Raw genomic sequence first — 21,315 nt, 5'->3', positions numbered from 1 at the left:
AAACCCTAAACTTGGCTCAGCAATCTCAAATGACTATGTGATTTCTCGCATGGTCACTTGTGATGCTGATAATCTTTCTGACTATCAGTCCGTACTCACAAGCACCCACACGAATTGCTTGATTCGATTTGTTAAAGAGCGTTTGGTTAAGAGCTTTTCATCTCAACCGAGGCGCGCATTTTACGCTTTCCTCATTTGCTGTCAAGCGTTTGTTTTGAAGTTTTTTTGAATCTGCTTTCTTTCAAAAGCCTTGAACTTCAACAACTTACCGCCTGCCTCGTTGCGTTCAACGCTGCGAGGAGGCGAATAATACGCGGTTTGAAATTGGAGTCAACACCTTGATCTAAAAAAACTTCAAGATGCATTTTGCAGCCGCCCGGCAACTAAATGCATGAACCATCGCTCTGTAGATAAACACTCCGTGGAGGGCAATGGCATGAGCGATGCGCAGAGCGAGAAGACCCCTGGCCTGTCGGCTGATGAAGAGAAAGAAGTCAGCCATAACCAACCCCCGAGGGCGGCGGTTCTGCACGAGATCATTCGCTACCAGGGCGACCAGGAACTGGAGCGCACCCTCGCGGCGCTTTGGTGGTCGGCCTTGGCTGCTGGCCTGACCATGGGCCTTTCATTCATGGCCATGGGGCTGTTCTACGCTCGCCTGCCGGAAGGTGAGAGTGCCCAGGTTGTAGCCAGCATTGGCTACAGCGCAGGCTTTCTTGCGGTGATCCTGGCGCGTCAACAACTGTTTACTGAAAACACCATCACAGCGGTGCTGCCGATCATGACAACGCCGACCTTGGCCAACCTCGGGCGCCTTTTGCGGCTGTGGGGCGTAGTGCTGGTCGGTAACCTGGCAGGCACATTGCTAGTCGCCTGGGTCATGCTCGAACTACCCATTTTCGACAGCAAGACGGATGTCGCCTTCCTAGAGATCGGCCGCAAGGTGATGGAGAACGATATCAGCCAGATGTTCGCCAAGGGCATTGTATCGGGTTGGATGATAGCGACCATGGTGTGGATGATCCCGTCCATGGAGCACGCCAAGATCTGGATCATCCTGATGATCACCTACCTGATGGCCCTGGGCGACTTCACTCACATCGTCGTTGGCTCGGTCGAGGTGTCCTATCTGGTCTGGGCCGGAGACGAAACCTGGCGCAGCTTCTGGCTTGAGTTTGCCCTGCCGACCCTGGCCGGGAATATCATTGGTGGCAGCTTCATTTTCGCCCTGATCAGCCACGCCCAGGTGCGCAGCGACAGCGGCAAGCCACCTTCGCAGCTATTGAAGGATGAAAAAAAGTCTTCATTCGGCAAGCAGGACAACAAGCAATGACCTTCAGCGCACTGCCGCAGCAGGTTCAGGCCCGCCAATGGAATCCACCATGAGCATCGTGAGTGGCAAGCCCACAGGCACAAAAAACACGCGGTCATCCATAGGGGCCGCATCAACCGTGAATTGGCTTGCAAGGTCATTCTTCGTCAATGGCAGACTGTTGAACACTATTGACGTGAGTTGTGCGATAAACGGCGACTCAGCAGAAGAACGACCACCATCATGGACAACCGCAGCGGCAAGGGACTTTCTTTCGTCAGGCGCATCTATCTGCCACGGGTGATCGGCCTTGGCATTGGGCTGTTCAGCGTCGCAGCAGCGGTCGCGCCACTTTCGCCTCCCACCTGGGCATGGTTGCTGCTGCTCTTCAACGGATTGCTCTGGCCCCATTTGGCCTACCAATGGGCACGGCGCTCGATTGCACCGTACCAGGCGGAACAGCGCAATCTGTTGCTGGACTCACTGATGGGTGGCTTCTGGACCGCAGCCATGCATTTCAACCCCCTGCCCTGCGTCACTGTGCTCTCGATGATGACCATGAACAATGTGGCCGCTGGCGGCAAGCGCTTGGTCCTGCGAGGGCTAGTGGCACAACTGGTCGGTGTGCTGCTAGCCAGCGCATTGCTGGGCACAGGGTTACAGCTCGACGCTACACCACTGCAGATCTATGCCTGCCTGCCAATGCTGACACTCTATCCACTGGCCCTGGGCTGGGTGTGTTACCGCCTGGCGATCAAGCTCGCCGAGCACAAGCGCCGCCTTCGCGACCTGAGCCTGACCGACAGTCTGACCGGGCTGCTCAATCACGGTGCCTGGAAGGACCTGCTCCTGCTGCGCTTCCAGGCTTGCCAGAACTTGCAGATGCCATCAGTGATTGCCCTGATCGATATCGACCATTTCAAGACCATCAATGACACGTTCGGCCACGTGGTCGGCGATTGCGTGCTGCGAAAGATGAGCGATGAGCTCAGACGCAACCTGCGGGCGGGCGACCTGGCGGGGCGCTATGGTGGCGACGAATTTTGCGTGATTCTGCCCGATACCAGTGAGAGTGAGGCCAGGCAGGCCATGGAGCGTCTGCGCGAGCGCATCGTTTGCTACCGTGACCCACAACTGCCGCATTTGAAAATCAGCCTGAGTATCGGCATGTCAGCCTTCCGGGCAGACCTCCAATCCCCCGAACACTGGCTGGAAAAGGCCGACAAGGCACTCTATTGCGCCAAGCGACGCGGTCGCGATCAGGTCAATTTCGAACATGACGAGACCACGGCGCTTCAGCCGGTATCCCAGGCAGAATATCCTCGCTGACCGCCGTTGCGCTGTCAGCAGCGCAACGAGCGCTGCGCCAGAATTTCCGGCAGGTCAGTGCGCCGCAGATACTGGCGCAACGGTTCGCCAATATTCAGCCGATCGTCCACATGCTGCTCCAGCAGCAGCGCCAGGCGCTGCCGACACAGCGCCATGCGCGCGTCCTGTTCCGGCCGCCAGACGAATTCACTGCACGGGATGATGCTCTCGTCAGCCACGCCCATACCGAACGCGTCTTCGGAGAAACGCACGATATGGACGCCGCGTTTGCCATGAAAGCCGACAAAGCCTTTGAGCTGGTCGGCAGCACTGCAGATGTCCTGGGATGTGATGGCCATGTCGAAACCTCGCAAATGATTGGAAGTGACACACGCCAGGCGGGCAACGGTCGCCTCTACAGGGCGACGCGCCAGGCCAGCCTAGCTCAATCGCAGGCCGTTTTGCCAAGGTTTTTCGCCACTGGCCCAACCGCCCCGCTAGACTGATGCGCTACCCTATTCCGTCGCCAATTTTGGGACCGTTCATGACCAACGCCATCAGCGCCGATATCGCCACCATCGGACGCATCAGTGCCGTGCCCGCCATCCTTCAGGTCATCTGCGAATCCAGCGGCATGCGTTTCGCCGCCGTGGCACGGGTTACCGAATGCAACTGGACTGCCTGCGCCGTACTCGACAACCTGGGCTTTGGCCTTGAGGTGGGCGGCGAGCTCGAGGTGGCAACCACGTTGTGCCACGAGATTCGCAGCTCTCACCAGACCATCGTGATCGACAAGGCCAGCGAGGATGAACGCTACTGCCGGCACCAAACGCCGCAGCGCTATCGCTTCGAAAGCTACATATCCGTGCCGGTGTTCCGCACAGATGGCCGCTTCTTCGGCACCATTTGCGCCCTGGACCCGAATCCGGCCTCGCTCAAAGGCCAATCAATCCAGCCCATGATGGAGTCGTTCGCACGCTTGCTGGCCATCCAGATCGAGAGTGAGGAGAGTGCCCAGCACACCGAGAGCGCCCTGCGCGAGGAACGGGCGATGGCCGAAGTGCGCGAACAGTTCATCGCGGTGCTAGGCCATGATCTGCGCAATCCGCTGTTTGCCATCACCGCAGGCGCCGAACTGCTGACTCAGCGCCTGGACGAGGACAAGAACCGCGCGATCGCCCGCCACATTCACACTTGCGGGCAGCGGGCTTCACAGCTTGTGCGCGACGTGCTGGATTTCGCCCGAGGCCGGCTCGGCAGCGGCATCCCATTGAACCTGCAGCCCTGCCCGGACCTGTCCGAAGGCCTCATGCATGTCGCTGCAGAACTGCAGCACGTACACCCACAGCGGCAGATCGTCCTGCAGGTCGGTGATATCGGCGGCCTGTACTGTGACCGCGAACGGGTGACCCAGCTACTCTCCAACCTTATCGCCAACGCGCTGACCCATGGTGCGCCTGACGGGCCGGTGACGGTCAGGGCGGCGATTACCGATGAGGAGTTCGTGCTTAGCGTGCACAACAACGGGCACCCCATCGCCCCACAAACCCTGAACCAATTGTTCCAGCCCTTCACCAGGCCGCTGTCTGCGGCGCCAAGACAGGGGCTTGGCCTTGGCCTTTATATAGCCAATCAGATTGCCCTGGCCCATGGCGGACGCATGGAGGTCATCTCCGATGAGCAACGCGGCACGCTATTCAGCTTTCACTTGCCGGCCAATGCCTGAGGCAGATGCCGGGGCCGTCGACAATCAGCCTGTCATGCATTTGCCCATGATCACTCGGGCGAATCCTCGTGAACCTGCACACTGGCCGTCATCCCCGCACTGAGGTTCATGCCTTCGGGAATGTCGTCCAGCCTGATGCGCACAGGTATCCGCTGGGCCAGCCTTACCCAGTTGAAGGTTGGCTCAACCTCCGGCAACAACTGGCTGTCCGGGTTACTGTTACTATCGGTGATACCCCGGCTGATGCTTTCCACATGCCCCTGCATGGCCTCTCCTGCCCCCATCAGCCAGACCTTCACCGAATCGCCCACACGTATGCGCGGCAATTTGGTTTCCTCGAAATAGGCCTGGATAAAAAAGGTCGAGTCATCCACCAGGGCCATTACCGACTGGCCGGCATTCACATAGTTGCCCTGAGCAAGGCGCAAATTTGTGATGTGCCCACTGCGGGGGGCTCGCACCTCGCTGCGCGCAAGGTTGATTTTCGCCACCTGCAACTGAGCTTGCGCTTCATGCAACTCACCACGGGCAATGGCGGCATTGATTTGCGCGTTTTCGCGCAGCTCGGCGCTGATCGCCCCGGGCCCCAGAGCCGTGCGCCGCGCAGCTTCGCGCTCGCGCAGGTGCAACTGCTGGGTACGCGTTTCTGCCACCGCGCTGGCCTGATCGAATGCAGCCTGAAAGCGCTCACGATCTATGCTCATCAACAGGTCGCCAGCCTTGACCCGCTGGTTGTCCTGCACCTTGAGCTCACGCACCCAGCCGGACACGTCGGGCGCGATGACCACCACGTCGGCCCGCACCCGTGCATCACGCGTCCATGGGGTGAGCATGTAGTACTGCCAGAGCTTATAGCCGGCCAGAACGGCGATGGCGACCACGCAGAGGGTCACCAGGGTACGGACGACAGCACGCATCGAATCACTCCTTACAAAGGCCCCAGCAGGCGGACTACCAGGTAGAGCACACAAACGAACAGCGCTGTGTCGAACAGCGCTTCATGCCAGATCCAGCGCCCCAATGGCGTTGCTTGCACGACAAAGCGCAACAAACCGGTAAGCACCAGAGCCATCAACACGTAGATCAGAAAAGGGCTGAGCAGCACGCCGCCCAATGCCCACTCACGCAACCCCATGGGTTTCCTCCTGCCAGCGGCACCATTTGCTCCAGCTTTTCTGCAGCTGCAACACTGCCCCTTCGGCCAGGCGTAACGGATCGCTGGACGGCAGGCGTTGCAGCGCCGCGATAAATCGCTCGCTGGCGGCATCCAGGCGCTGCCCTCGCCCGGCTGCAGGCCCGCTGGCCAAGACTGTTTCCAGTTGCTGCAGATATTCACGTTCGGCATCACCCAGCGGCGCCTGGGCGACTGCCAGGCACATGCGCAAATGCACCAGTTCGTCGCCGATGTCCAGGCCATGCAGGCCGTCGTCCCAACGCTTGCGTTCGGCCTCGCGCAGCTCGCCGGCGTGCCGTGCCAGTTGCATAAGACGGTCGGCCATGCGCCCGCCAAACCAGCTGTCGGCACCACGCAGGTCACGCCGGGTCAGGCGCACCAGGTCGCTTTGGGTCGCCGCGCGCAGGCGCCGGCCAAGCCAGGCAGGGTGGCGGAACACCAGCAGGCGAAACGCCATGACCGCCGCACCTACACCCACCAGCATGGCCAGGGCACTGTTGAGCATGCTCGCCACACCGAACTGCATGGCATTGAGCGGCGACACCAGTACGATGAAGTGCAGGCAATAAGAAGTCGCCGTGGCCCCGGTGCGCGGGTGAGCCATACCCAGAGCCCCAAAGAACAGAGGTACGCCCATGCCCAGGCAAAGCATGGCAAAACTGCTCCACTGCGGCAGGATGATCTGCCCCACCAGCAATGCCGTCGGGATCGCCAGCAGGATGCCACGCAAGAAGCTGAGCCCGATCTGCGCACCGTTTTCACGGCTGGCGAACAGGCTGCAGACCACACACGTCAACACCAGGCCACCGGGCGCAGAGGGCCAGGCGGTGGCAAGCCAGAAACCACTCATCACCAGAAATGCCAGCGCACTGCGTGAACCGAACAGCAACGCCAGCGACCAGTCGCGGTGGGCAGCCAGCCCCTGCGCAACATCCTTCGGCGCCCTGCCCACTTCGACATCATCGAGTGCCTGGGTGGCAGCCATGGCGTAGTCCAGTAGCAGGGTCATGCGCGCCAGGCAAAAATGCTCGGCAGAGCTGATCTGCTCATCATGCGCGGCGTCCCAGATGCGCTGACGCAACAACAACAGGCTCGGCTGATCGGGCTTGACCAACAGGGCGCGCACTTCTTCCAGCCATGGGCCAAGACGCAGGGCTTGCTGCTCATCCAGTTGCCGCCACTGGCGACGCACCGAGCGTGAGATCCGCAGCAGCACCATCAGTTTCTGGCTCAGGCCACGAATGGCCCTTGCCCGCTGGCGCCCACGCGGGCCCTCGAACCAGGCATGTTCGCGCTGGGTATCGATGGCAACGATACGCCCCAGGATCTCCAGCAGGCCTTCGCGCGCTTGGTCTTCACCGCCCAGCATGGCGCTGGCCGTCTGGAAGCCGCTGTGCCAGGCCTGGCGCGCCTGCCCGGCAAGTTGCTGCTCCACGCGCATCGGCCAGAGCAACGCGCTGGTGGCCGTTGCACAGAAGATCCCCAGGCAGATCTCGGTACAGCGCGCCACCGCCTGATCGAATACTTGCAGGGGCTTGTCGATTGCGGGCAAGGCAATGATTGCAGCGGTGTAGCCGGCCAGCACGAAGGCATAGGCCCAGGCGCTGCGCAGTTGGGTCGAGGCCGCGGTGCACAGGGCCAGCCACAACGCCAGCGTGATGAGAAAAAGCCATGGTGTCTGCGCGAAAAGGCCGATGAACAGCACTGACATGACGGTGCCGACGAAGGTCCCGGCCAAGCGAGCAAGGCCCTTCTGTATCACCATGCCCGACAGGGGTTGGGCCACGATGAACGCGGTCATCAGCGCCCAGGAGGGCTGCTCCAGCCCCCAGCGCATGGCCAGCCACAGGGCAAGGCCGCCGCCAAGCAGGGTTTTGATGGCGAATTTGATGGCGAGGCTGCCGGGTGCGAACAGGGCCTGGAGGGTGATGGGCACGAAACGGACCTTGCGGGGGATGATCTGGTAAACGATAGACAATGAAGGGAAGGATAATGCTGAAACAAGTAATTAGCTAGCTAATCATCTTTAGGCGCTGTCATATCAACCAATCAAGGCAAAAAAAATGGGCGACCGAAGTCGCCCTAAATGCCTTGCGTGCCCGTGAACCTGGAAGGTCAGCGCGGCTTGCGCTTGTTCGAGTCCTTCCAGATGAAAATGCCCAGACCGGCAAAGAACGCGAACATCAACCCGACCGTTACCACACCAGCGATAACCACATTGTCGAAGAACATGTTGGCCTCCCGATTCGTTTGCCGTTGTCCGATGGATGCAAGGTAACGAATACGGGGGACGGGGAAATTGATCGAGGTCAATGGTGCCCGGAGCCGGGCACGCGAGGCGGGTGCAGGGTTGACCTGCGTCAAGTTTCAGCGCTTCTTGGGCTTGCTCTTGGGCTTCTTTTTCTTCGCCTTGCCCAGCGGCATGGCTTGCTCGAACGCCTGACGCACTTCGTTCAGGCGCTTCTCCTTGAGGTCGTGCACACGCTTGGCACGTTCGGCATCGAAGTCGATGAGGTTGTCTTGGCTCATGGGTGGGCTCGAGGATCAACAGAGAATTGCATGATGCAGCCAGGCGTTGGTGATGACCAGCCCTGCGGCACAGGGCACCTAGACTTCAATATCCACCAGCAGGCCCTGGCGCGGCTGCTCGCCCATGAGCGGGGCCACCGGTACGGTGTTGTCGCCGTTGACTTCTTCACCCGGCAAGGCACTGTAGCGCTCGTCGTCACCCTGTTTATTACGCCGCTGCTGCCGGCGCTGCTCCTCACGCAGCAGCAAGACCTGCTCCTGCGGATCGCGTTGCTGCTTGAGGTCAATGGCGCTCTCGCCTGAGGCAGGCTGCGTGGGGACTACGGGCTTGATGTCCGGGGTCGGTTTGACCGGATCCTGTTGCGAGGTCACCGGGGCAGCACTGAGCGGAATGATCGGTGGCAGCATGAGAATTCTCCTGTGCCCACTGTATCGGCCGGTTGTCAGCCGCCTTGAGCTCTGGCGAGCAAGGTAGTGCGGCCGGCATCGGCCACGTCATGCCAGTATAGACAGCGGCTATGGGACTTCGTCGTCAGGGTCGCCATCACTTGGCGGGCTGGCCTCGCTCCAAGGGCGCTTGAAGACCTGCTGCCAGACCGCATTCATATGCTCGCGCAGCACTGGTGCCGCGTTCTTCAGCGAGGCACTGTCCTCGCGCTCACCGCCGATCGGCTCTTCGCCAGCCGGGGTGATCAGCGACTGCCCGGTGATGGTGTAACTGGCCTGGGCCTCACGCATCTCGATGGCAATGTCATGCGGATCGATGCCACCGCCACAGAACGAATGGCTGGCCACCGTCACCTCGGCGATGCCGTCCTTGTTCAGGTCACCTACATCGCTGACATCGTTGTAGAAATCGACATCGAGGTCCAGGCCAGGGCAGGTGGTTTCCTGCTCGATCTGCCAGCGCGGCTTGAACCCGTCGCCCTCGGTGGCTCGCCCGTACAGCGTGGCCTTGAGCACTACCTTGTCCACTTCCTGCTCGGACTCGGCATCCACCGCCTGGCCATCGCTGCGGCTGAGCACCAGCAGGCCTTCGCCGTCCCGGTCACGGAAATGCACGCTCTTGATCGGCGTCTGCACACCCAGCACCTCGAGCTGCTCGACCGGGATCGCCGGCAGGCTTTCGAAGTTTTTCTGCTCGCAAGCGGCCAGCAGCACGAGGCTACCCGCGGCCAAAGAGACGTTCAACCAGCGGTGCTTGAGCGGCATGGCGTGCGTAGCCCTCATCGGCAAGACAGTGTTCTGCGACGAAACAGCTAGACTCTTGGACTTCAACTCTATGGTCCGCCGGGCCTATCCGTTAACATAGCCGGCTTTTCATCGCGGGAGTTCAGGCAGTATGGCGCAGCAGTATCAACCGGGGCAACGCTGGATCAGTGACAGCGAAGCGGAGCTCGGCCTGGGGACCATTCTGGCCCAGGATGGCCGCTTGCTGACCGTGCTCTACCCGGCCACTGGCGACACCCGCCAGTATTCCCTGCGCAACGCGCCGCTGACCCGCGTGCGCTTCTCGCCAGGTGACCAGATCACCCACTTCGAAGGCTGGAAGCTGACGGTACGCGAAGTCGAGGACATCGACGGGCTGATGGTCTACCACGGCCTCGACGGCCAGAACCAGCCACGCACCCTGCCGGAAACCCAGCTGTCGAACTTCATCCAGTTCCGCCTGGCCAGCGACCGCCTGTTCGCCGGTCAGATCGACCCGCTGTCCTGGTTCAGCCTGCGGTACAACACGCTGCAGCACACCAGCAAGCAGGTACAGTCGTCGCTGTGGGGCCTGGGTGGCTGCCGCGCGCAGCCGATCGCCCACCAGTTGCACATCGCCCGTGAAGTAGCGGACCGCAGCGCACCTCGTGTACTGCTGGCCGACGAAGTGGGCCTGGGCAAAACCATCGAGGCTGGCCTGGTGATCCATCGCCAGTTGCTGACCGGGCGTGCCAACCGCGTGCTGATCCTGGTACCGGAAAACCTCCAGCATCAATGGCTGGTGGAAATGCGTCGGCGCTTCAACCTGCAGGTGGCACTGTTCGACGCCGAACGTTTCATTGAAAGCGACGCCAGCAACCCGTTCGAGGACGCACAGTTGGCACTGGTCGCCCTGGAGTGGCTGGTCGAGGATGAAAAGGCCCAGGACGCGCTGTTCGCCGCAGGCTGGGACCTGATGGTAGTCGATGAAGCCCACCACCTGGTGTGGCATGAAGACAAGGCCAGCACCGAATACAGCCTGGTCGAGCAACTGGCCCAGGTCATCCCGGGCGTACTGTTGCTCACAGCCACCCCCGAGCAGCTTGGTCAGGACAGTCACTTCGCGCGCCTGCGCCTGCTCGACCCCAATCGCTTCCACGACCTGGCAGCCTTCCGCGCCGAAAGCGAGCACTATCGCCCGGTGGCTGAAGCCGTACAGGAACTGCTTGACGAAGGGCGCCTGTCACCCAAGGCCCACGCCACCATTCAAGGTTTCCTGGGTGCCGAGGGCGAAGCCCTGCTGGCTGCAGTCAGCGATGGCGACAGCCAGGCCAGCGCCCGCCTGATCCGCGAACTGCTCGACCGCCATGGCACTGGCCGCGTCCTGTTCCGCAACACCCGAGCGGCCATCCAGGGTTTCCCGGAGCGCGAACTGCACCCTTACCCGCTGCCAATGCCGGAACAGTACCGCGACCTGCCAGCCGGCGAGCACGCCGAGCTGTATCCGGAAGTCGCGTTCCAGGCACAAGGTGAAGTCAGCGACGACGAGCGCTGGTGGCGTTTCGACCCTCGCGTCGACTGGCTGATCGACACCCTGAAGATGCTCAAGCGCACCAAGGTCCTGGTGATCTGCGCCCACGCCGAAACCGCCATGGACCTGGAGGACGCCCTGCGCGTGCGCTCCGGCATTCCAGCCTCGGTGTTCCATGAAGGCATGAGCATCCTGGAGCGCGACCGCGCCGCAGCCTACTTCGCCGACGAAGAGTTCGGCGCCCAGGTGCTTATCTGCTCCGAGATCGGCAGCGAAGGGCGCAACTTCCAGTTCGCCCACCACCTGGTGATGTTCGACCTGCCGGCCCACCCCGACCTGCTTGAGCAGCGCATCGGCCGCCTCGACCGGATCGGTCAGAAACACGTCATCCAGTTGCACATCCCCTACCTGCAGGAAGGCCCGCAAGAGCGCCTTTTCCAGTGGTACCACGAAGCACTCAACGCCTTCCTCAACACCTGCCCGACCGGCAACGCCCTGCAGCACCAGTTTGGCCCACGCCTGCTGCCGATGCTCGAAGGCGGGGACAGCAAGGCCTGGGATGCCCTGGTAGCAGAAGCCAAAGGCGAGCGTGAACGCCTGGAAGCAGAACTGCACAGCGGTCGCGACCGCCTGCTGGAGCTCAACTCCGGCGGTGCTGGCGAAGGCCAGGCGCTGGTCGAGGACATTCTTGAGCAGGACGACCAGTTCGCTCTGCCGATCTACATGGAAACCCTGTTCGATGCCTTCGGCATCGACAGCGAAGACCACTCGGAAAACGCCCTCATCCTGAAACCGAGCGAGAAGATGCTCGATGCCAGCTTCCCGCTGGGCGATGACGAAGGCGTCACCATCACCTACGACCGCGGCCAGGCGCTGTCGCGCGAAGACATGCAGTTCCTCACCTGGGAACACCCGATGGTGCAGGGCGGCATGGACTTGGTACTGTCCGGCTCGATGGGCAATACCGCCGTCGCGCTGATCAAGAACAAGGCGCTCAAGCCTGGCACCGTACTGCTTGAACTGCTGTTCGTCAGCGAGGTGGTGGCGCCGCGCAGCCTGCAATTAGGCCGCTACCTGCCGCCTGCGGCGCTGCGCTGCCTGCTCGATGCCAACGGCAACGACCTGGCCTCGCGCGTGGCCTTCGAAACGCTCAACGAGCAGCTCGAAAGCGTGCCTCGGGCCAGTGCCAACAAGTTCGTGCAGGCCCAGCGTGACGTGCTGGCCAAGCGCATCAGTGGCGGTGAAGCCAAGATCATGCCGACCCACGTCGAGCGTGTGGCAGAGGCGCAACGCCGCTTGGCCGCCGAAGCCGACGAAGAACTGGCGCGTCTGACCGCTCTGAAAACCGTCAACCCGAGCGTACGCGACAGCGAAATCGACGCCCTGCGCAAGCAACGCGAAGATGGCCTGGCGATGCTCGAAAAGGCCGCCCTGCGCCTGGAGGCAATCCGCGTGCTGGTGGCTGGCTGAGACTCAATTGCAGCCATTGGGGAGGTGCTCAAGCACCTTCCCTCTCCTTTATGCTTCTGCGTTATCACCCCAATAACCAAATCGTTGCAATCAAAGAGCCATTACCCCGGAAGGTTTAAACACCCGTTCCTATACTCCTTTCTGGATAGTCTCCTTGGGGCTTGATTGGAGACCAGTGCGAACTCGACCATGGGGCAAGCAATGGAATGGCTGGGACTGCAACTGTTCTCCGATGTGCCGGCTAGCGGTAGCATCGTTATCGACTGCCGTCATGAACCACTACTGATACTGATCGCCTTCGCCGTGGCCAGCGCTGCCTGCTTTGCCACTCTGGACATGGCCGAGCGCCAATCCCATAGCGAACAACCGGCTGCACAGAGGCAATGGCGCATGCTGGGTGCCTGCTGTCTGGCCGGGGGGATCTGGGCGATGCATTTCATCAGCATGCTGGCGTTCAGGGCACCGCTGGAAATGCACTACGACGCCTCGCTGAGCGGCCTTTCGCTGCTGATTGCACTGGGTGTGGCCTGGATGGCGATGACCAGCCTCGATCGCGAGCGCATGGGGCCGCAACATTACCTGCAAAGCGCCATGCTGATCGGCCTGGGTATCATCCTCATGCATTTTGTCGGCATGGCGGCGCTGCAGACCGGGGCCAAGCAGTACTACCAAACCGAGCTGTTGCTGGCCAGCACGGCCATCGCCCTGCTGACCAGCCTGGCCGCACTGCTGATGGCCCGCTACTTCAGCAACGGAAGCGGCACTGTGCATCAAGCCCTGAAATATGGCGCGAGCCTGCTCATGGCAGGTGGCATCGTTGCCACCCATTTCACCGCAATGGCCGCGATGACGCTGGTCATTCCTGCCGACACCGCCCTGCGCTTGCCCTCAGCCGACAACAGCCTGCAACTGGGCCTGACCGTCGCCTTCATCACCCTACTGATCAGTGCAAGCAGCATCAGCGCTGCTTTGGCCGACAAAAAGCTGCAGAGCAAGGAACACGACCTGCGCAGGGTGAATATGCTGCTCAGCCAACTGGACCAGGCCCGCGCCTCTTTGCAGCAAGCCGCTCACTACGATGCGCTGACCAGCCTGGTCAACCGTCGAGGTTTCAACCAGGTGTTCGCCGAACGTCTGGCCGAACAGAACCCCGAAGTGCACCGCCTGGCGGTGATGTTCCTAGACATCGACCATTTCAAACGGATCAACGACAGTCTCGGCCATGACGCCGGTGACCAACTGCTCAAGGTGATCGCCAGCCATATCAAAGCGGCCACACGCAGCCACGACCTGGTGGCACGCTTCGGCGGGGACGAGTTCTGCGTGGTTACCAGCCTCAATGGGCCTGACGAAGCTCGCCATCTGGCACAGCGCATCATGCAGCGCATGAAGGACCCCATCGACCTGGGCGGGCGGCGCATGGTCATGACCACCAGCATCGGCGTCAGCATTTACCCCGACGACGGCCTCACCGCTGAAGAGCTGCTCAAGCACGCCGACCTTGCCCTCTATCAATCCAAGGGCAGCGGGCGCAACAGCCTGCACTTTTTCAACAGCGGCCTGAAAAATCGCGCCACCCTTGAACTGCAACTGGAAGAAGAACTGCGCATCGCCTTGCTTGAAGAGCGTGGGCTGCGCGTGCATTACCAGCCCATCTACGATCTGCGTACCGGACAGGTAGCCAAGCTTGAAGCGCTGGTACGCTGGCAGCACCCGCAGCATGGGCTGCTGAGCCCGGACCGGTTCATCGGCATTGCCGAAGCCAACGGCCTGATCGTCGACCTGGACCTGTGGGTGTTGCGCCACGCCTGTGATGACCTGGCGCAGTTGCATCGCCATGGCTTCGCCGACCTCAAGCTCACGGTCAACTGCTCAGCGGTGACACTGGGCCATGACGGGTTGCCCAAAGAAGTGGAAATGGCACTGTTCCAAGCGGGCCTGGCACCTAGACACCTGGAACTTGAGGTCACCGAGAATGCCCTGATGGGTGACATCCAGCGCACGCTCAGCCTGCTCAAGCGAATTCGTGGCCAAGGTGTCAGCCTTTCGATCGATGACTTCGGCACAGGGTACTCGTCACTGGCTTACCTCAAGCGCCTGCCTCTGGACGTCCTCAAGATCGACCGTAGCTTCCTTCAGGACGTACCTGCCAGCCTGAAGGACCGTGAGATCGTGCAGGTGATCATCGCAATGGCCCATACCCTGCATCTTCAGGTGGTCAGCGAGGGTGTAGAAACTGTCGAGCAACATGAGTTTCTGGCCGCCAACGGCTGCGACTACCTGCAGGGCTACCTGCTTAGCCGGCCGGTACCGCTGGCGGACCTGCGGCCGATCCTGGAGCGGCTCGACCGCCAGGAAGAAGCCTTCAGTGCTTGTTGCGATACAGCTCTACCAGGGTCGCCGGATCTTTTTGCAGATAACCCTGGCTACCGTGCAGGCGCATCAATTGCGCGGCGAGACCACTGAGAGGGGTCGCCGTGCCCTGTTCGCGGGAGAACTTGACCGCACCGTCGAGGTCCTTGAGCAGCGTGCGTACGTGCCATTTCACCGGTTCGAAACGGCTTTCGGCCATCTGCGGTGCCAGGATCTGCAGCGGCCTGGAGTCGGCAAAACCACCGGCCAGGGCTTCGGCGATGAGTGTTGCGTCCACACCTGACTGCTCGGCCAACGCCACGACTTCAGCAATCACCAAGGCATTGCAGGCCACGATCATCTGATTGCAGGCCTTGGTCACCTGCCCCGCCCCCACCCCGCCCATGTGCGTGACCCGCTGGCCAAGGGTAAGCAACACCGGGCGCGCTCGCTCCAGGTCGGCAGCCTCGCCGCCGACCATGATCGCCAGGGTGCCGGCCTCGGCGCCTGGCGTGCCACCGGAGACGGGTGCATCCAGCCAAGCCATGCCACACAGGGCGGCCAGTTCGGCAGCCATCTCGCGGGTGGCGGTCGGTTCAAGGCTGGACAAGTCGACAAGCAGTTGCCCGCTGCGCCCTCCCTGGGCGATACCTTGCTCGCCGAAAACCACCTCGCGTACCACCGCCGTATCGGCCAGGCACAGCAGCACCATGTCGCTGCCACGGCACAACTCGGCAGGATCGGCAGCCAGCCGCGCGCCAGCCGCCACCAGCTCGGCACACTTGTCCGGGCTTCGGTTCCAGACGGTCAGCGGGTAACCTGCGGCCAGCAGGCGCCGACACATCGGCAGCCCCATCAGGCCAATCCCGGCGAATCCAAGCGAAGGCAGTTCAGTGCTCATAACGACTCCTGGCAAATCCGATAGTTATCCGGGCCGTACTACGGCCCCATTACGCATCCCGTAAACTGTTACCGCCACGCCGAATTGTTACCTACCTCTACCCCAGCTGAACGCCAGCGAGCACCACAAGGGTGCAGCTGCGCATTTTCGCGCACCAAAATCAAGCGGCGGGTTTAGCGCTCTTCACCTGAATCACGATGAACGGTGATACCACCACTGCCCAGATCTCTGGATCGCGGGTTTGCAGGTCGAGCGCCTGCTCGGCAGAGACCGGGCCGACGATGCCATCATTACGCCACTTGGCGAAGATTTCGCCGCGATTCTCGGCCATTACCTCGGCAACCGCGATCAGGTCCAGGCTGGGGTCGACCCAAATCAGGTCACCCTTTGCCCAGAAACGCTCCAATGCCTTCCACTCGATAGTTGCCGTCTCGCCGAGCAATTTGGCATAGAGGGTGCTTGTTTGATCAGTCATGGGTTTTTACCGCAATTATCGGCCAATAAAAATGGCCGGCATTTTTGCAGAAAAACCCGGTTTCAAATATGTAATTTGGTCGATTGGCCCAGAACTTGTGGGGTGGAGCCGAAGATGCAGGCAATCTAATGGCGCCTTTCTGTATCTTTGTGTCGATCATGCGACAACCCTTGAAACAGGCGCTTTTCGCCCGCTTTTCAAGCGCTCGGGCAGCGCTCTACACTGTACCGGTACAGTTCCGGGACATGTTCCGGGGGAAGGTGGGCATGCAGTGTGGCGTGGCCATACCGCAAATCCCGCCCGGTCTGTAGCCCTGGCCGCCAGGACTATAAGAATTACAACAGAATGAGTGGAGCACTATGATCAAGATTTCCAAGCTGTTCGCCGCAATGGTACTGGCCGGGGTAGCCAGCCATTCGTTTGCCGCCGATACCATCAAGATCGGCATTGCCGGTCCGAAAACCGGTCCTGTGACCCAGTACGGCGACATGCAGTTCATCGGCGCAAAACAGGCCATCAAGGACATCAACGCCAAGGGCGGCGTCGATGGCAAAATGCTTGAAGCCAAGGAATACGACGACGCGTGCGACCCTAAACAGGCCGTGGCAGTCGCCAACAAAGTGGTCAACGACGGCGTCAAGTTCGTCATCGGCCACCTGTGCTCCAGCTCCACCCAGCCAGCGTCCGACATCTACGAAGACGAAGGCGTGATCATGATCACCCCGGCCGCCACCAGCCCGGAAATCACCGCCCGTGGCTACAAGCTGATCTTCCGCACCATCGGCCTGGACAGCGCCCAAGGCCCTGCGGCCGGCAACTACATCGCCGACCACGTCAAACCGAAGGTCGTTGCAGTGCTGCACGACAAGCAGCAGTACGGTGAAGGCATCGCCACCGCCGTCAAGCAGACCCTGGAAGGCAAAGGCACCAAGGTTGCCGTCTTCGAAGGCCTGAACGCCGGTGACAAGGACTTCTCCTCGATCATCCAGAAGCTCAAGCAAAACAACGTCGACTTCGTCTACTACGGCGGCTACCACCCAGAGCTGGGCCTGATCCTGCGCCAGGCTCAGGAAAAGGGCCTGAAAGCCAAGTTCATGGGGCCAGAAGGTGTAGGCAACGACTCGATCTCGCAGATCGCCCAGAACGCCTCCGAAGGCCTGCTGGTCACCCTGCCGAAGTCGTTCGACGCCGACCCTGAGAACAAGGCCATCGTCGATGCCATCAAGGCTGACGGCAAGGACCCGAGCGGTCCGTTCGTGTTCCCGGCCTACTCCGCCGTGGAGTTGATCGCCAAAGGCATCGAGGCCGCCAAGTCCGAAGACACCGACAAGGTGGCAGCCGCCATCCATGCCGGCTCCTTCAAGACCCCTACCGGCACGCTGTCGTACGACGAAAAAGGCGACCTCAAAGACTTCAAGTTCGTGGTCTACGAATGGCACTTCGGCAAGCCGAAGACCGAAGTCTCCCCTCAGTAACTGCGTGACTAAATAGCTGACCGTAAAAGCCCACTGTGCGAGCAGTGGGCTTTGTTTTACGAGGTTCATGGACCTGATTCCCGCGATCCGGGGGCCGGTCCACCTGAAAATCTTAAAACCGTCACCCGCGGTTTCCTGGCCTACCCCCGCCAGCGAAATGCAAATCAGGTTTTTAGGAGCGCTGTAATGCCTGAGATCTACCATTTCTTCCAACAACTGGTTAATGGATTGACCATCGGCAGCACCTATGCCTTGATCGCCATCGGTTACACGATGGTGTACGGCATTATTGGCATGATCAACTTCGCCCATGGCGAGGTGTACATGATCGGTTCCTACGTGGCCTTCATCGCCCTCGCGGGCCTGGCCATGATGGGTATCCATTCGCTGCCGATCCTGATGACCGTTGCCTTCGTCGCGACGATCTTCGTCACCAGCGCCTATGGCTACAGCATCGAACGGGTTGCCTACCGCCCCCTGCGCAACAGCAACCGTCTGATCCCGCTGATTTCCGCCATCGGCATGTCGATTTTCCTGCAGAACACCGTACTGCTGTCGCAGGATTCCAAGGACAAATCCATCCCCAACCTGATCCCCGGGAGCTTCTCCTTCGGGCCGGGCGGTGCTGAAGAAGTCCTGATCAGCTACATGCAGATCCTGGTGTTCGTGGTCACCCTGGTGGCCATGACCCTGCTGACCCTGTTCATCTCCCGCTCTCGCCTGGGGCGCGCCTGCCGCGCCTGCGCCGAGGACATCAAGATGGCCAACCTGCTGGGCATCAACACCAATAACATCATCGCCCTGACCTTCGTCATCGGTGCCGCGCTGGCGGCGGTGGCGGCTGTGCTGCTGAGCATGCAGTACGGCGTGATCAACCCCAACGCCGGTTTCCTGGTGGGCCTCAAGGCCTTCACGGCGGCGGTACTGGGCGGCATCGGCAGCATTCCGGGCGCGATGCTCGGTGGTCTGGTGCTGGGCGTGGCCGAAGCCTTTGGCGCCGACATCTTCGGCGACCAGTACAAGGACGTAGTGGCATTCGGCTTGTTGGTTCTTGTCCTGCTGTTCCGGCCGACCGGCATCCTCGGCCGCCCGGAGGTTGAAAAAGTATGAACAGAAATCTCAAACAGGCGTTTTTCAGCGCCTTGCTGGTGTGGGCCGTGGCCTTCCCGGTGCTGGGGCTGAAACTGAGCATCGATGGCATCAGCCTGGTGGTGCACAGCCAAGGCTCGTTCACCATCGGCATCATCGCCGCCTGCTCGGTGCTGATGTTCCTGCGCGTGCTGTTCGACAGGCAGTGGAGCTCGGTTATGGGCCGCCGCTCGGATCGCAAGCTGATCTCGCCTGCGGTAAGCAATTACCTGACCCTGCCCAAGACACAGCGCTGGATCATCATCGGGCTGATCGTGGTGGCGCTGGTGTGGCCGTTCTTCGGTTCACGCGGCGCGGTCGACATCGCCACGCTGATCCTGATCTACGTGTTGCTGGGCCTGGGCCTGAACATCGTGGTCGGCCTGGCTGGCCTGCTGGACCTGGGTTACGTCGGCTTCTACGCTGTCGGCGCTTACAGCTACGCGATGCTGTCGCACTACCTGGGCTGGAGCTTCTGGGTATGCCTGCCGATCGCCGGCCTGATGGCCGCCACCTTCGGCTTCCTGCTCGGCTTCCCGGTGCTGCGCCTGCGCGGTGACTACCTGGCGATCGTGACCCTGGGCTTCGGCGAGATCATCCGCCTGTTCCTGCGTAACCTGACCGACTGGACCGGCGGCCCCAACGGCATCAGCAACATCCCCAAACCGGAGCTCTTCGGCCTGACCTTCGAGCGTCGTGCTGCCGAGGGGATGCAAACCTTCCACGAGTACTTCGGGCTGCCGTACAACTCGATCAACAAGGTCATCTTCCTCTACCTGGTGGCCCTGCTGCTGGCACTGCTGGCGCTGTTCGTCATCAATCGCCTGCTGCGCATGCCGATCGGGCGAGCCTGGGAAGCGCTGCGTGAAGACGAGATCGCCTGCCGCGCGCTGGGTCTGAACCCGACCGTGATCAAGCTCTCGGCATTCACCCTGGGCGCCTGCTTCGCCGGTTTCGCCGGCAGCTTCTTCGCCGCCCGCCAAGGGTTGGTGACACCCGAGTCGTTCACTTTCATCGAGTCGGCGATCATCCTCGCCATCGTCGTGCTTGGCGGCATGGGCTCACAACTGGGCGTGATCCTCGCGGCCATCGTGATGATCCTGCTACCTGAGCTGATGCGTGAGTTCAGCGAATACCGGATGTTGATGTTCGGTGCGCTGATGGTGTTGATGATGATCTGGCGTCCGCAAGGCCTGCTGCCTATGCAACGACCACACATGGAGCTGCGTCGATGAGCCGCGAAATTCTGCAAGTCAGCGGCCTGAGCATGCGCTTCGGCGGCTTGTTGGCGGTCAACGGCGTGGCCCTGACCGTCAAGGAAAAACAGGTGGTGGCACTGATCGGCCCGAACGGCGCCGGCAAGACCACCGTGTTCAACTGCCTGACTGGTTTCTACAAACCCAGCGGCGGCACCATTCTGCTCGATGGCCAGCCTATCCAGGGCCTGGCTGGCCACCAGATCGCCCGCAAGGGCGTGGTGCGGACCTTCCAGAACGTGCGCCTGTTCAAAGAGATGACCGCGCTGGAAAACCTGCTGATCGCCCAGCACCGCCACCTCAACACCAACTTCTTCGCTGGCCTGTTCAAGACCCCAAGCTTCCGCCGCAGCGAGAAAGAGGCCTTGGAGCGTGCGCAGTACTGGCTGGATAAGGTCAACCTGACCGAGTTCGCCAACCGTACCGCCGGCACCCTCGCCTACGGCCAGCAACGCCGCCTGGAAATCGCCCGCTGCATGATGACCCAGCCGCGGATCATCATGCTGGACGAGCCGGCAGCGGGCCTGAACCCCAAAGAAACCGAGGACCTCAAGGCGTTGATCGCCTATCTGCGTGAGTCGCACAACGTCACCGTTCTGTTGATCGAACACGACATGAAGCTGGTGATGAGCATTTCCGACCATATCGTCGTCATCAACCAGGGCACGCCCCTGGCAAACGGCACACCGGAGGAAATTCGCGACAACCCTGACGTGATCAAAGCCTACCTGGGGGAAGCGTAAAATGCTGAAGTTCGAGAACGTCTCCACCTTCTACGGCAAGATCCAGGCGTTGCACAGCGTCAACGTCGAGATCAATCAGGGTGAAATCGTCACCCTGATCGGCGCCAACGGTGCGGGCAAGTCAACCTTGCTGATGACCCTGTGCGGCTCGCCGCAGGCGCACAGCGGCAGCATCAAGTACCTGGGTGAAGAGCTGGTCGGCCAGCCTTCTTCGCACATCATGCGCAAGAGCATCGCCGTGGTCCCCGAAGGCCGCCGAGTGTTCGCCCGCTTGACCGTCGAGGAAAACCTCGCCATGGGCGGCTTCTTCACCGACAAGGGCGACTATCAAGAGCAACTGGACAAGGTCCTGCAGCTGTTCCCGAGGCTGAAAGAGCGTTATGTCCAGCGCGGCGGCACCATGTCCGGCGGCGAGCAGCAGATGCTGGCGATCGGCCGGGCGCTGATGAGCAAGCCCAAGCTGCTGCTGCTCGACGAGCCCTCGCTTGGCCTGGCGCCGATCATCATCCAGCAGATCTTCGACATCATCGAACAGTTACGCCGCGATGGCGTGACAGTGTTCCTGGTGGAACAGAACGCCAACCAGGCGTTGAAAGTCGCTGATCGGGCCTATGTGCTGGAGAATGGCCGGGTTGTAATGCAGGGCACGGGGGAGGCACTGCTGACCGACCCGAAAGTGCGTGACGCCTACCTGGGCGGTTGACTGGCAAAGGGCCTCGGGCTCATGCCAGCCAGTTAGCTTTATCA

Annotated in this window: 21 protein-coding genes; 11 read left to right on the top strand and 10 right to left on the bottom strand. The window is 61.2% G+C overall.

The window, feature by feature from the left end; all coding sequences use genetic code 11:
- The 3 genes from ACW4TB_RS14840 to ACW4TB_RS14830 form a co-directional block, all read left to right on the top strand.
- Positions 1 to 229 (top strand): hypothetical protein (locus ACW4TB_RS14840; protein ID WP_455843004.1); only part of this gene is annotated, 229 nt, incomplete at its 5' end.
- 162 nt (positions 230 to 391) lie between these two features.
- Positions 392 to 1,333, top strand: coding sequence for a formate/nitrite transporter family protein (locus tag ACW4TB_RS14835; RefSeq protein ID WP_455843003.1), 942 nt, complete (start codon positions 392 to 394; stop codon positions 1,331 to 1,333).
- Between the two features lie 222 nt (positions 1,334 to 1,555).
- A complete protein-coding gene (locus tag ACW4TB_RS14830) occupies positions 1,556 to 2,641 on the top strand; it encodes a diguanylate cyclase (RefSeq protein WP_279929725.1) in 1,086 nt (361 codons plus the stop codon).
- A gap of 14 nt (positions 2,642 to 2,655) precedes the next feature.
- Here ACW4TB_RS14830 and ACW4TB_RS14825 read toward each other — a convergent pair whose 3' ends face one another.
- Positions 2,656 to 2,979, bottom strand: coding sequence for a DUF2025 family protein (locus ACW4TB_RS14825; protein ID WP_279929723.1), 324 nt, complete (start codon positions 2,977 to 2,979; stop codon positions 2,656 to 2,658).
- A gap of 185 nt (positions 2,980 to 3,164) precedes the next feature.
- Here ACW4TB_RS14825 and ACW4TB_RS14820 point away from each other — a divergent pair, with 185 nt between their 5' ends.
- A complete protein-coding gene (locus ACW4TB_RS14820; protein WP_279929721.1) occupies positions 3,165 to 4,346 on the top strand; it encodes a GAF domain-containing sensor histidine kinase in 1,182 nt (393 codons plus the stop codon).
- Between the two features lie 50 nt (positions 4,347 to 4,396).
- On the opposite strand, the gene ACW4TB_RS14815 is transcribed toward ACW4TB_RS14820, so the two are convergent.
- The 7 genes from ACW4TB_RS14815 to ACW4TB_RS14785 all read right to left on the bottom strand — a co-directional run bounded on the left by ACW4TB_RS14815 (position 4,397) and on the right by ACW4TB_RS14785 (position 9,279).
- The gene (locus ACW4TB_RS14815) at positions 4,397 to 5,263 is read right to left on the bottom strand and encodes an efflux RND transporter periplasmic adaptor subunit (protein ID WP_115273742.1); all 867 of its coding nucleotides are present in this window, start codon (positions 5,261 to 5,263) and stop codon (positions 4,397 to 4,399) included.
- Positions 5,264 to 5,274: 11 nt separating this feature from the next.
- Positions 5,275 to 5,481 (bottom strand): DUF1656 domain-containing protein, encoded by a 207-nt coding sequence (locus ACW4TB_RS14810; RefSeq protein WP_012313083.1) that lies wholly within the window; start codon positions 5,479 to 5,481, stop codon positions 5,275 to 5,277.
- Positions 5,468 to 7,456 (bottom strand): FUSC family protein, encoded by a 1,989-nt coding sequence (locus ACW4TB_RS14805; RefSeq protein WP_279929717.1) that lies wholly within the window; start codon positions 7,454 to 7,456, stop codon positions 5,468 to 5,470. Before ACW4TB_RS14805 ends, ACW4TB_RS14810 begins: the two co-directional genes overlap by 14 nt.
- Before the next feature lie 179 nt (positions 7,457 to 7,635).
- Positions 7,636 to 7,752 (bottom strand): cytochrome c oxidase subunit CcoM, encoded by a 117-nt coding sequence (ccoM, locus tag ACW4TB_RS14800; protein ID WP_008097462.1) that lies wholly within the window; start codon positions 7,750 to 7,752, stop codon positions 7,636 to 7,638.
- 135 nt (positions 7,753 to 7,887) lie between these two features.
- Positions 7,888 to 8,049 carry a hypothetical protein gene (locus ACW4TB_RS14795; protein ID WP_012313081.1) on the bottom strand — a complete coding sequence of 54 codons (162 nt, stop codon included), beginning with the start codon at positions 8,047 to 8,049 and terminating at the stop codon, positions 7,888 to 7,890.
- Between the two features lie 78 nt (positions 8,050 to 8,127).
- Positions 8,128 to 8,457 (bottom strand): hypothetical protein, encoded by a 330-nt coding sequence (locus ACW4TB_RS14790; RefSeq protein WP_012313080.1) that lies wholly within the window; start codon positions 8,455 to 8,457, stop codon positions 8,128 to 8,130.
- Between the two features lie 108 nt (positions 8,458 to 8,565).
- Positions 8,566 to 9,279: a M949_RS01915 family surface polysaccharide biosynthesis protein gene (locus ACW4TB_RS14785; protein ID WP_455843002.1), complete on the bottom strand. Its 714-nt coding sequence runs from the start codon at positions 9,277 to 9,279 to the stop codon at positions 8,566 to 8,568.
- 112 nt (positions 9,280 to 9,391) lie between these two features.
- Here ACW4TB_RS14785 and rapA point away from each other — a divergent pair, with 112 nt between their 5' ends.
- Positions 9,392 to 12,238 carry an RNA polymerase-associated protein RapA gene (gene rapA / locus ACW4TB_RS14780; protein ID WP_455828357.1) on the top strand — a complete coding sequence of 949 codons (2,847 nt, stop codon included), beginning with the start codon at positions 9,392 to 9,394 and terminating at the stop codon, positions 12,236 to 12,238.
- 201 nt (positions 12,239 to 12,439) lie between these two features.
- Entirely contained in the window at positions 12,440 to 14,704 is a 2,265-nt protein-coding gene (locus ACW4TB_RS14775; protein ID WP_455828359.1) for a putative bifunctional diguanylate cyclase/phosphodiesterase, read from the top strand.
- On the opposite strand, the gene ACW4TB_RS14770 is transcribed toward ACW4TB_RS14775, so the two are convergent.
- Positions 14,604 to 15,491: an NAD(P)-dependent oxidoreductase gene (locus tag ACW4TB_RS14770; RefSeq protein WP_012313076.1), complete on the bottom strand. Its 888-nt coding sequence runs from the start codon at positions 15,489 to 15,491 to the stop codon at positions 14,604 to 14,606. The two genes, ACW4TB_RS14775 and ACW4TB_RS14770, sit on opposite strands and share 101 nt — an antisense overlap.
- A 160-nt stretch (positions 15,492 to 15,651) precedes the next feature.
- A complete protein-coding gene (locus ACW4TB_RS14765) occupies positions 15,652 to 15,966 on the bottom strand; it encodes a DUF2288 domain-containing protein (RefSeq protein ID WP_012313075.1) in 315 nt (104 codons plus the stop codon).
- Between the two features lie 362 nt (positions 15,967 to 16,328).
- On the opposite strand from ACW4TB_RS14765, the gene ACW4TB_RS14760 reads away from it, so the two are divergent.
- The 5 genes from ACW4TB_RS14760 to ACW4TB_RS14740 all read left to right on the top strand — a co-directional run bounded on the left by ACW4TB_RS14760 (position 16,329) and on the right by ACW4TB_RS14740 (position 21,271).
- On the top strand, positions 16,329 to 17,441 hold the full coding sequence (locus ACW4TB_RS14760; RefSeq protein WP_455843006.1) for a branched-chain amino acid ABC transporter substrate-binding protein: 1,113 nt from the start codon (positions 16,329 to 16,331) through the stop codon (positions 17,439 to 17,441).
- 186 nt (positions 17,442 to 17,627) lie between these two features.
- Positions 17,628 to 18,551, top strand: a complete 924-nt coding sequence (livH, locus tag ACW4TB_RS14755) for a high-affinity branched-chain amino acid ABC transporter permease LivH (protein ID WP_008097482.1) — start codon at positions 17,628 to 17,630, stop codon at positions 18,549 to 18,551.
- Positions 18,548 to 19,804 carry a high-affinity branched-chain amino acid ABC transporter permease LivM gene (locus ACW4TB_RS14750; RefSeq protein WP_012313073.1) on the top strand — a complete coding sequence of 419 codons (1,257 nt, stop codon included), beginning with the start codon at positions 18,548 to 18,550 and terminating at the stop codon, positions 19,802 to 19,804. The genes livH and ACW4TB_RS14750 overlap by 4 nt, the downstream gene beginning before the upstream one ends.
- Complete coding sequence (gene livG, locus ACW4TB_RS14745; RefSeq protein ID WP_012313072.1) at positions 19,801 to 20,568, top strand: high-affinity branched-chain amino acid ABC transporter ATP-binding protein LivG; 768 nt, start codon at positions 19,801 to 19,803, stop codon at positions 20,566 to 20,568. Before ACW4TB_RS14750 ends, livG begins: the two co-directional genes overlap by 4 nt.
- A 1-nt stretch (position 20,569) precedes the next feature.
- Complete coding sequence (locus tag ACW4TB_RS14740) at positions 20,570 to 21,271, top strand: ABC transporter ATP-binding protein (protein WP_012313071.1); 702 nt, start codon at positions 20,570 to 20,572, stop codon at positions 21,269 to 21,271.
- The last annotated feature ends 44 nt before the right edge of the window (positions 21,272 to 21,315 follow it).

This window comes from Lelliottia jeotgali (assembly GCF_977070485.1).
This window is presented reverse-complemented; position numbering and strand designations above follow the sequence as displayed.

Bases quoted from the DNA above. Each gene is read 5' to 3' on its own strand.
- ACW4TB_RS14815 (WP_115273742.1), bottom strand. From the start codon at position 5,263: ATGCGTGCTGTCGTCCGTACCCTGGTGACCCTCTGCGTGGTCGCCATC.
- ACW4TB_RS14825 (WP_279929723.1), bottom strand. From the start codon at position 2,979: ATGGCCATCACATCCCAGGACATCTGCAGTGCTGCCGACCAGCTCAAA.
- ACW4TB_RS14830 (WP_279929725.1), top strand. From the start codon at position 1,556: ATGGACAACCGCAGCGGCAAGGGACTTTCTTTCGTCAGGCGCATCTAT.
- livH (WP_008097482.1), top strand. From the start codon at position 17,628: ATGCCTGAGATCTACCATTTCTTCCAACAACTGGTTAATGGATTGACC.
- ACW4TB_RS14765 (WP_012313075.1), bottom strand. From the start codon at position 15,966: ATGACTGATCAAACAAGCACCCTCTATGCCAAATTGCTCGGCGAGACG.
- ACW4TB_RS14810 (WP_012313083.1), bottom strand. From the start codon at position 5,481: ATGGGGTTGCGTGAGTGGGCATTGGGCGGCGTGCTGCTCAGCCCTTTT.
- ccoM (WP_008097462.1), bottom strand. From the start codon at position 7,752: ATGTTCTTCGACAATGTGGTTATCGCTGGTGTGGTAACGGTCGGGTTG.
- ACW4TB_RS14835 (WP_455843003.1), top strand. From the start codon at position 392: ATGAACCATCGCTCTGTAGATAAACACTCCGTGGAGGGCAATGGCATG.
- ACW4TB_RS14740 (WP_012313071.1), top strand. From the start codon at position 20,570: ATGCTGAAGTTCGAGAACGTCTCCACCTTCTACGGCAAGATCCAGGCG.
- ACW4TB_RS14795 (WP_012313081.1), bottom strand. From the start codon at position 8,049: ATGAGCCAAGACAACCTCATCGACTTCGATGCCGAACGTGCCAAGCGT.
- ACW4TB_RS14775 (WP_455828359.1), top strand. From the start codon at position 12,440: ATGGAATGGCTGGGACTGCAACTGTTCTCCGATGTGCCGGCTAGCGGT.
- ACW4TB_RS14820 (WP_279929721.1), top strand. From the start codon at position 3,165: ATGACCAACGCCATCAGCGCCGATATCGCCACCATCGGACGCATCAGT.
- rapA (WP_455828357.1), top strand. From the start codon at position 9,392: ATGGCGCAGCAGTATCAACCGGGGCAACGCTGGATCAGTGACAGCGAA.
- ACW4TB_RS14750 (WP_012313073.1), top strand. From the start codon at position 18,548: ATGAACAGAAATCTCAAACAGGCGTTTTTCAGCGCCTTGCTGGTGTGG.
- ACW4TB_RS14770 (WP_012313076.1), bottom strand. From the start codon at position 15,491: ATGAGCACTGAACTGCCTTCGCTTGGATTCGCCGGGATTGGCCTGATG.
- ACW4TB_RS14790 (WP_012313080.1), bottom strand. From the start codon at position 8,457: ATGCTGCCACCGATCATTCCGCTCAGTGCTGCCCCGGTGACCTCGCAA.
- ACW4TB_RS14785 (WP_455843002.1), bottom strand. From the start codon at position 9,279: ATGAGGGCTACGCACGCCATGCCGCTCAAGCACCGCTGGTTGAACGTC.
- livG (WP_012313072.1), top strand. From the start codon at position 19,801: ATGAGCCGCGAAATTCTGCAAGTCAGCGGCCTGAGCATGCGCTTCGGC.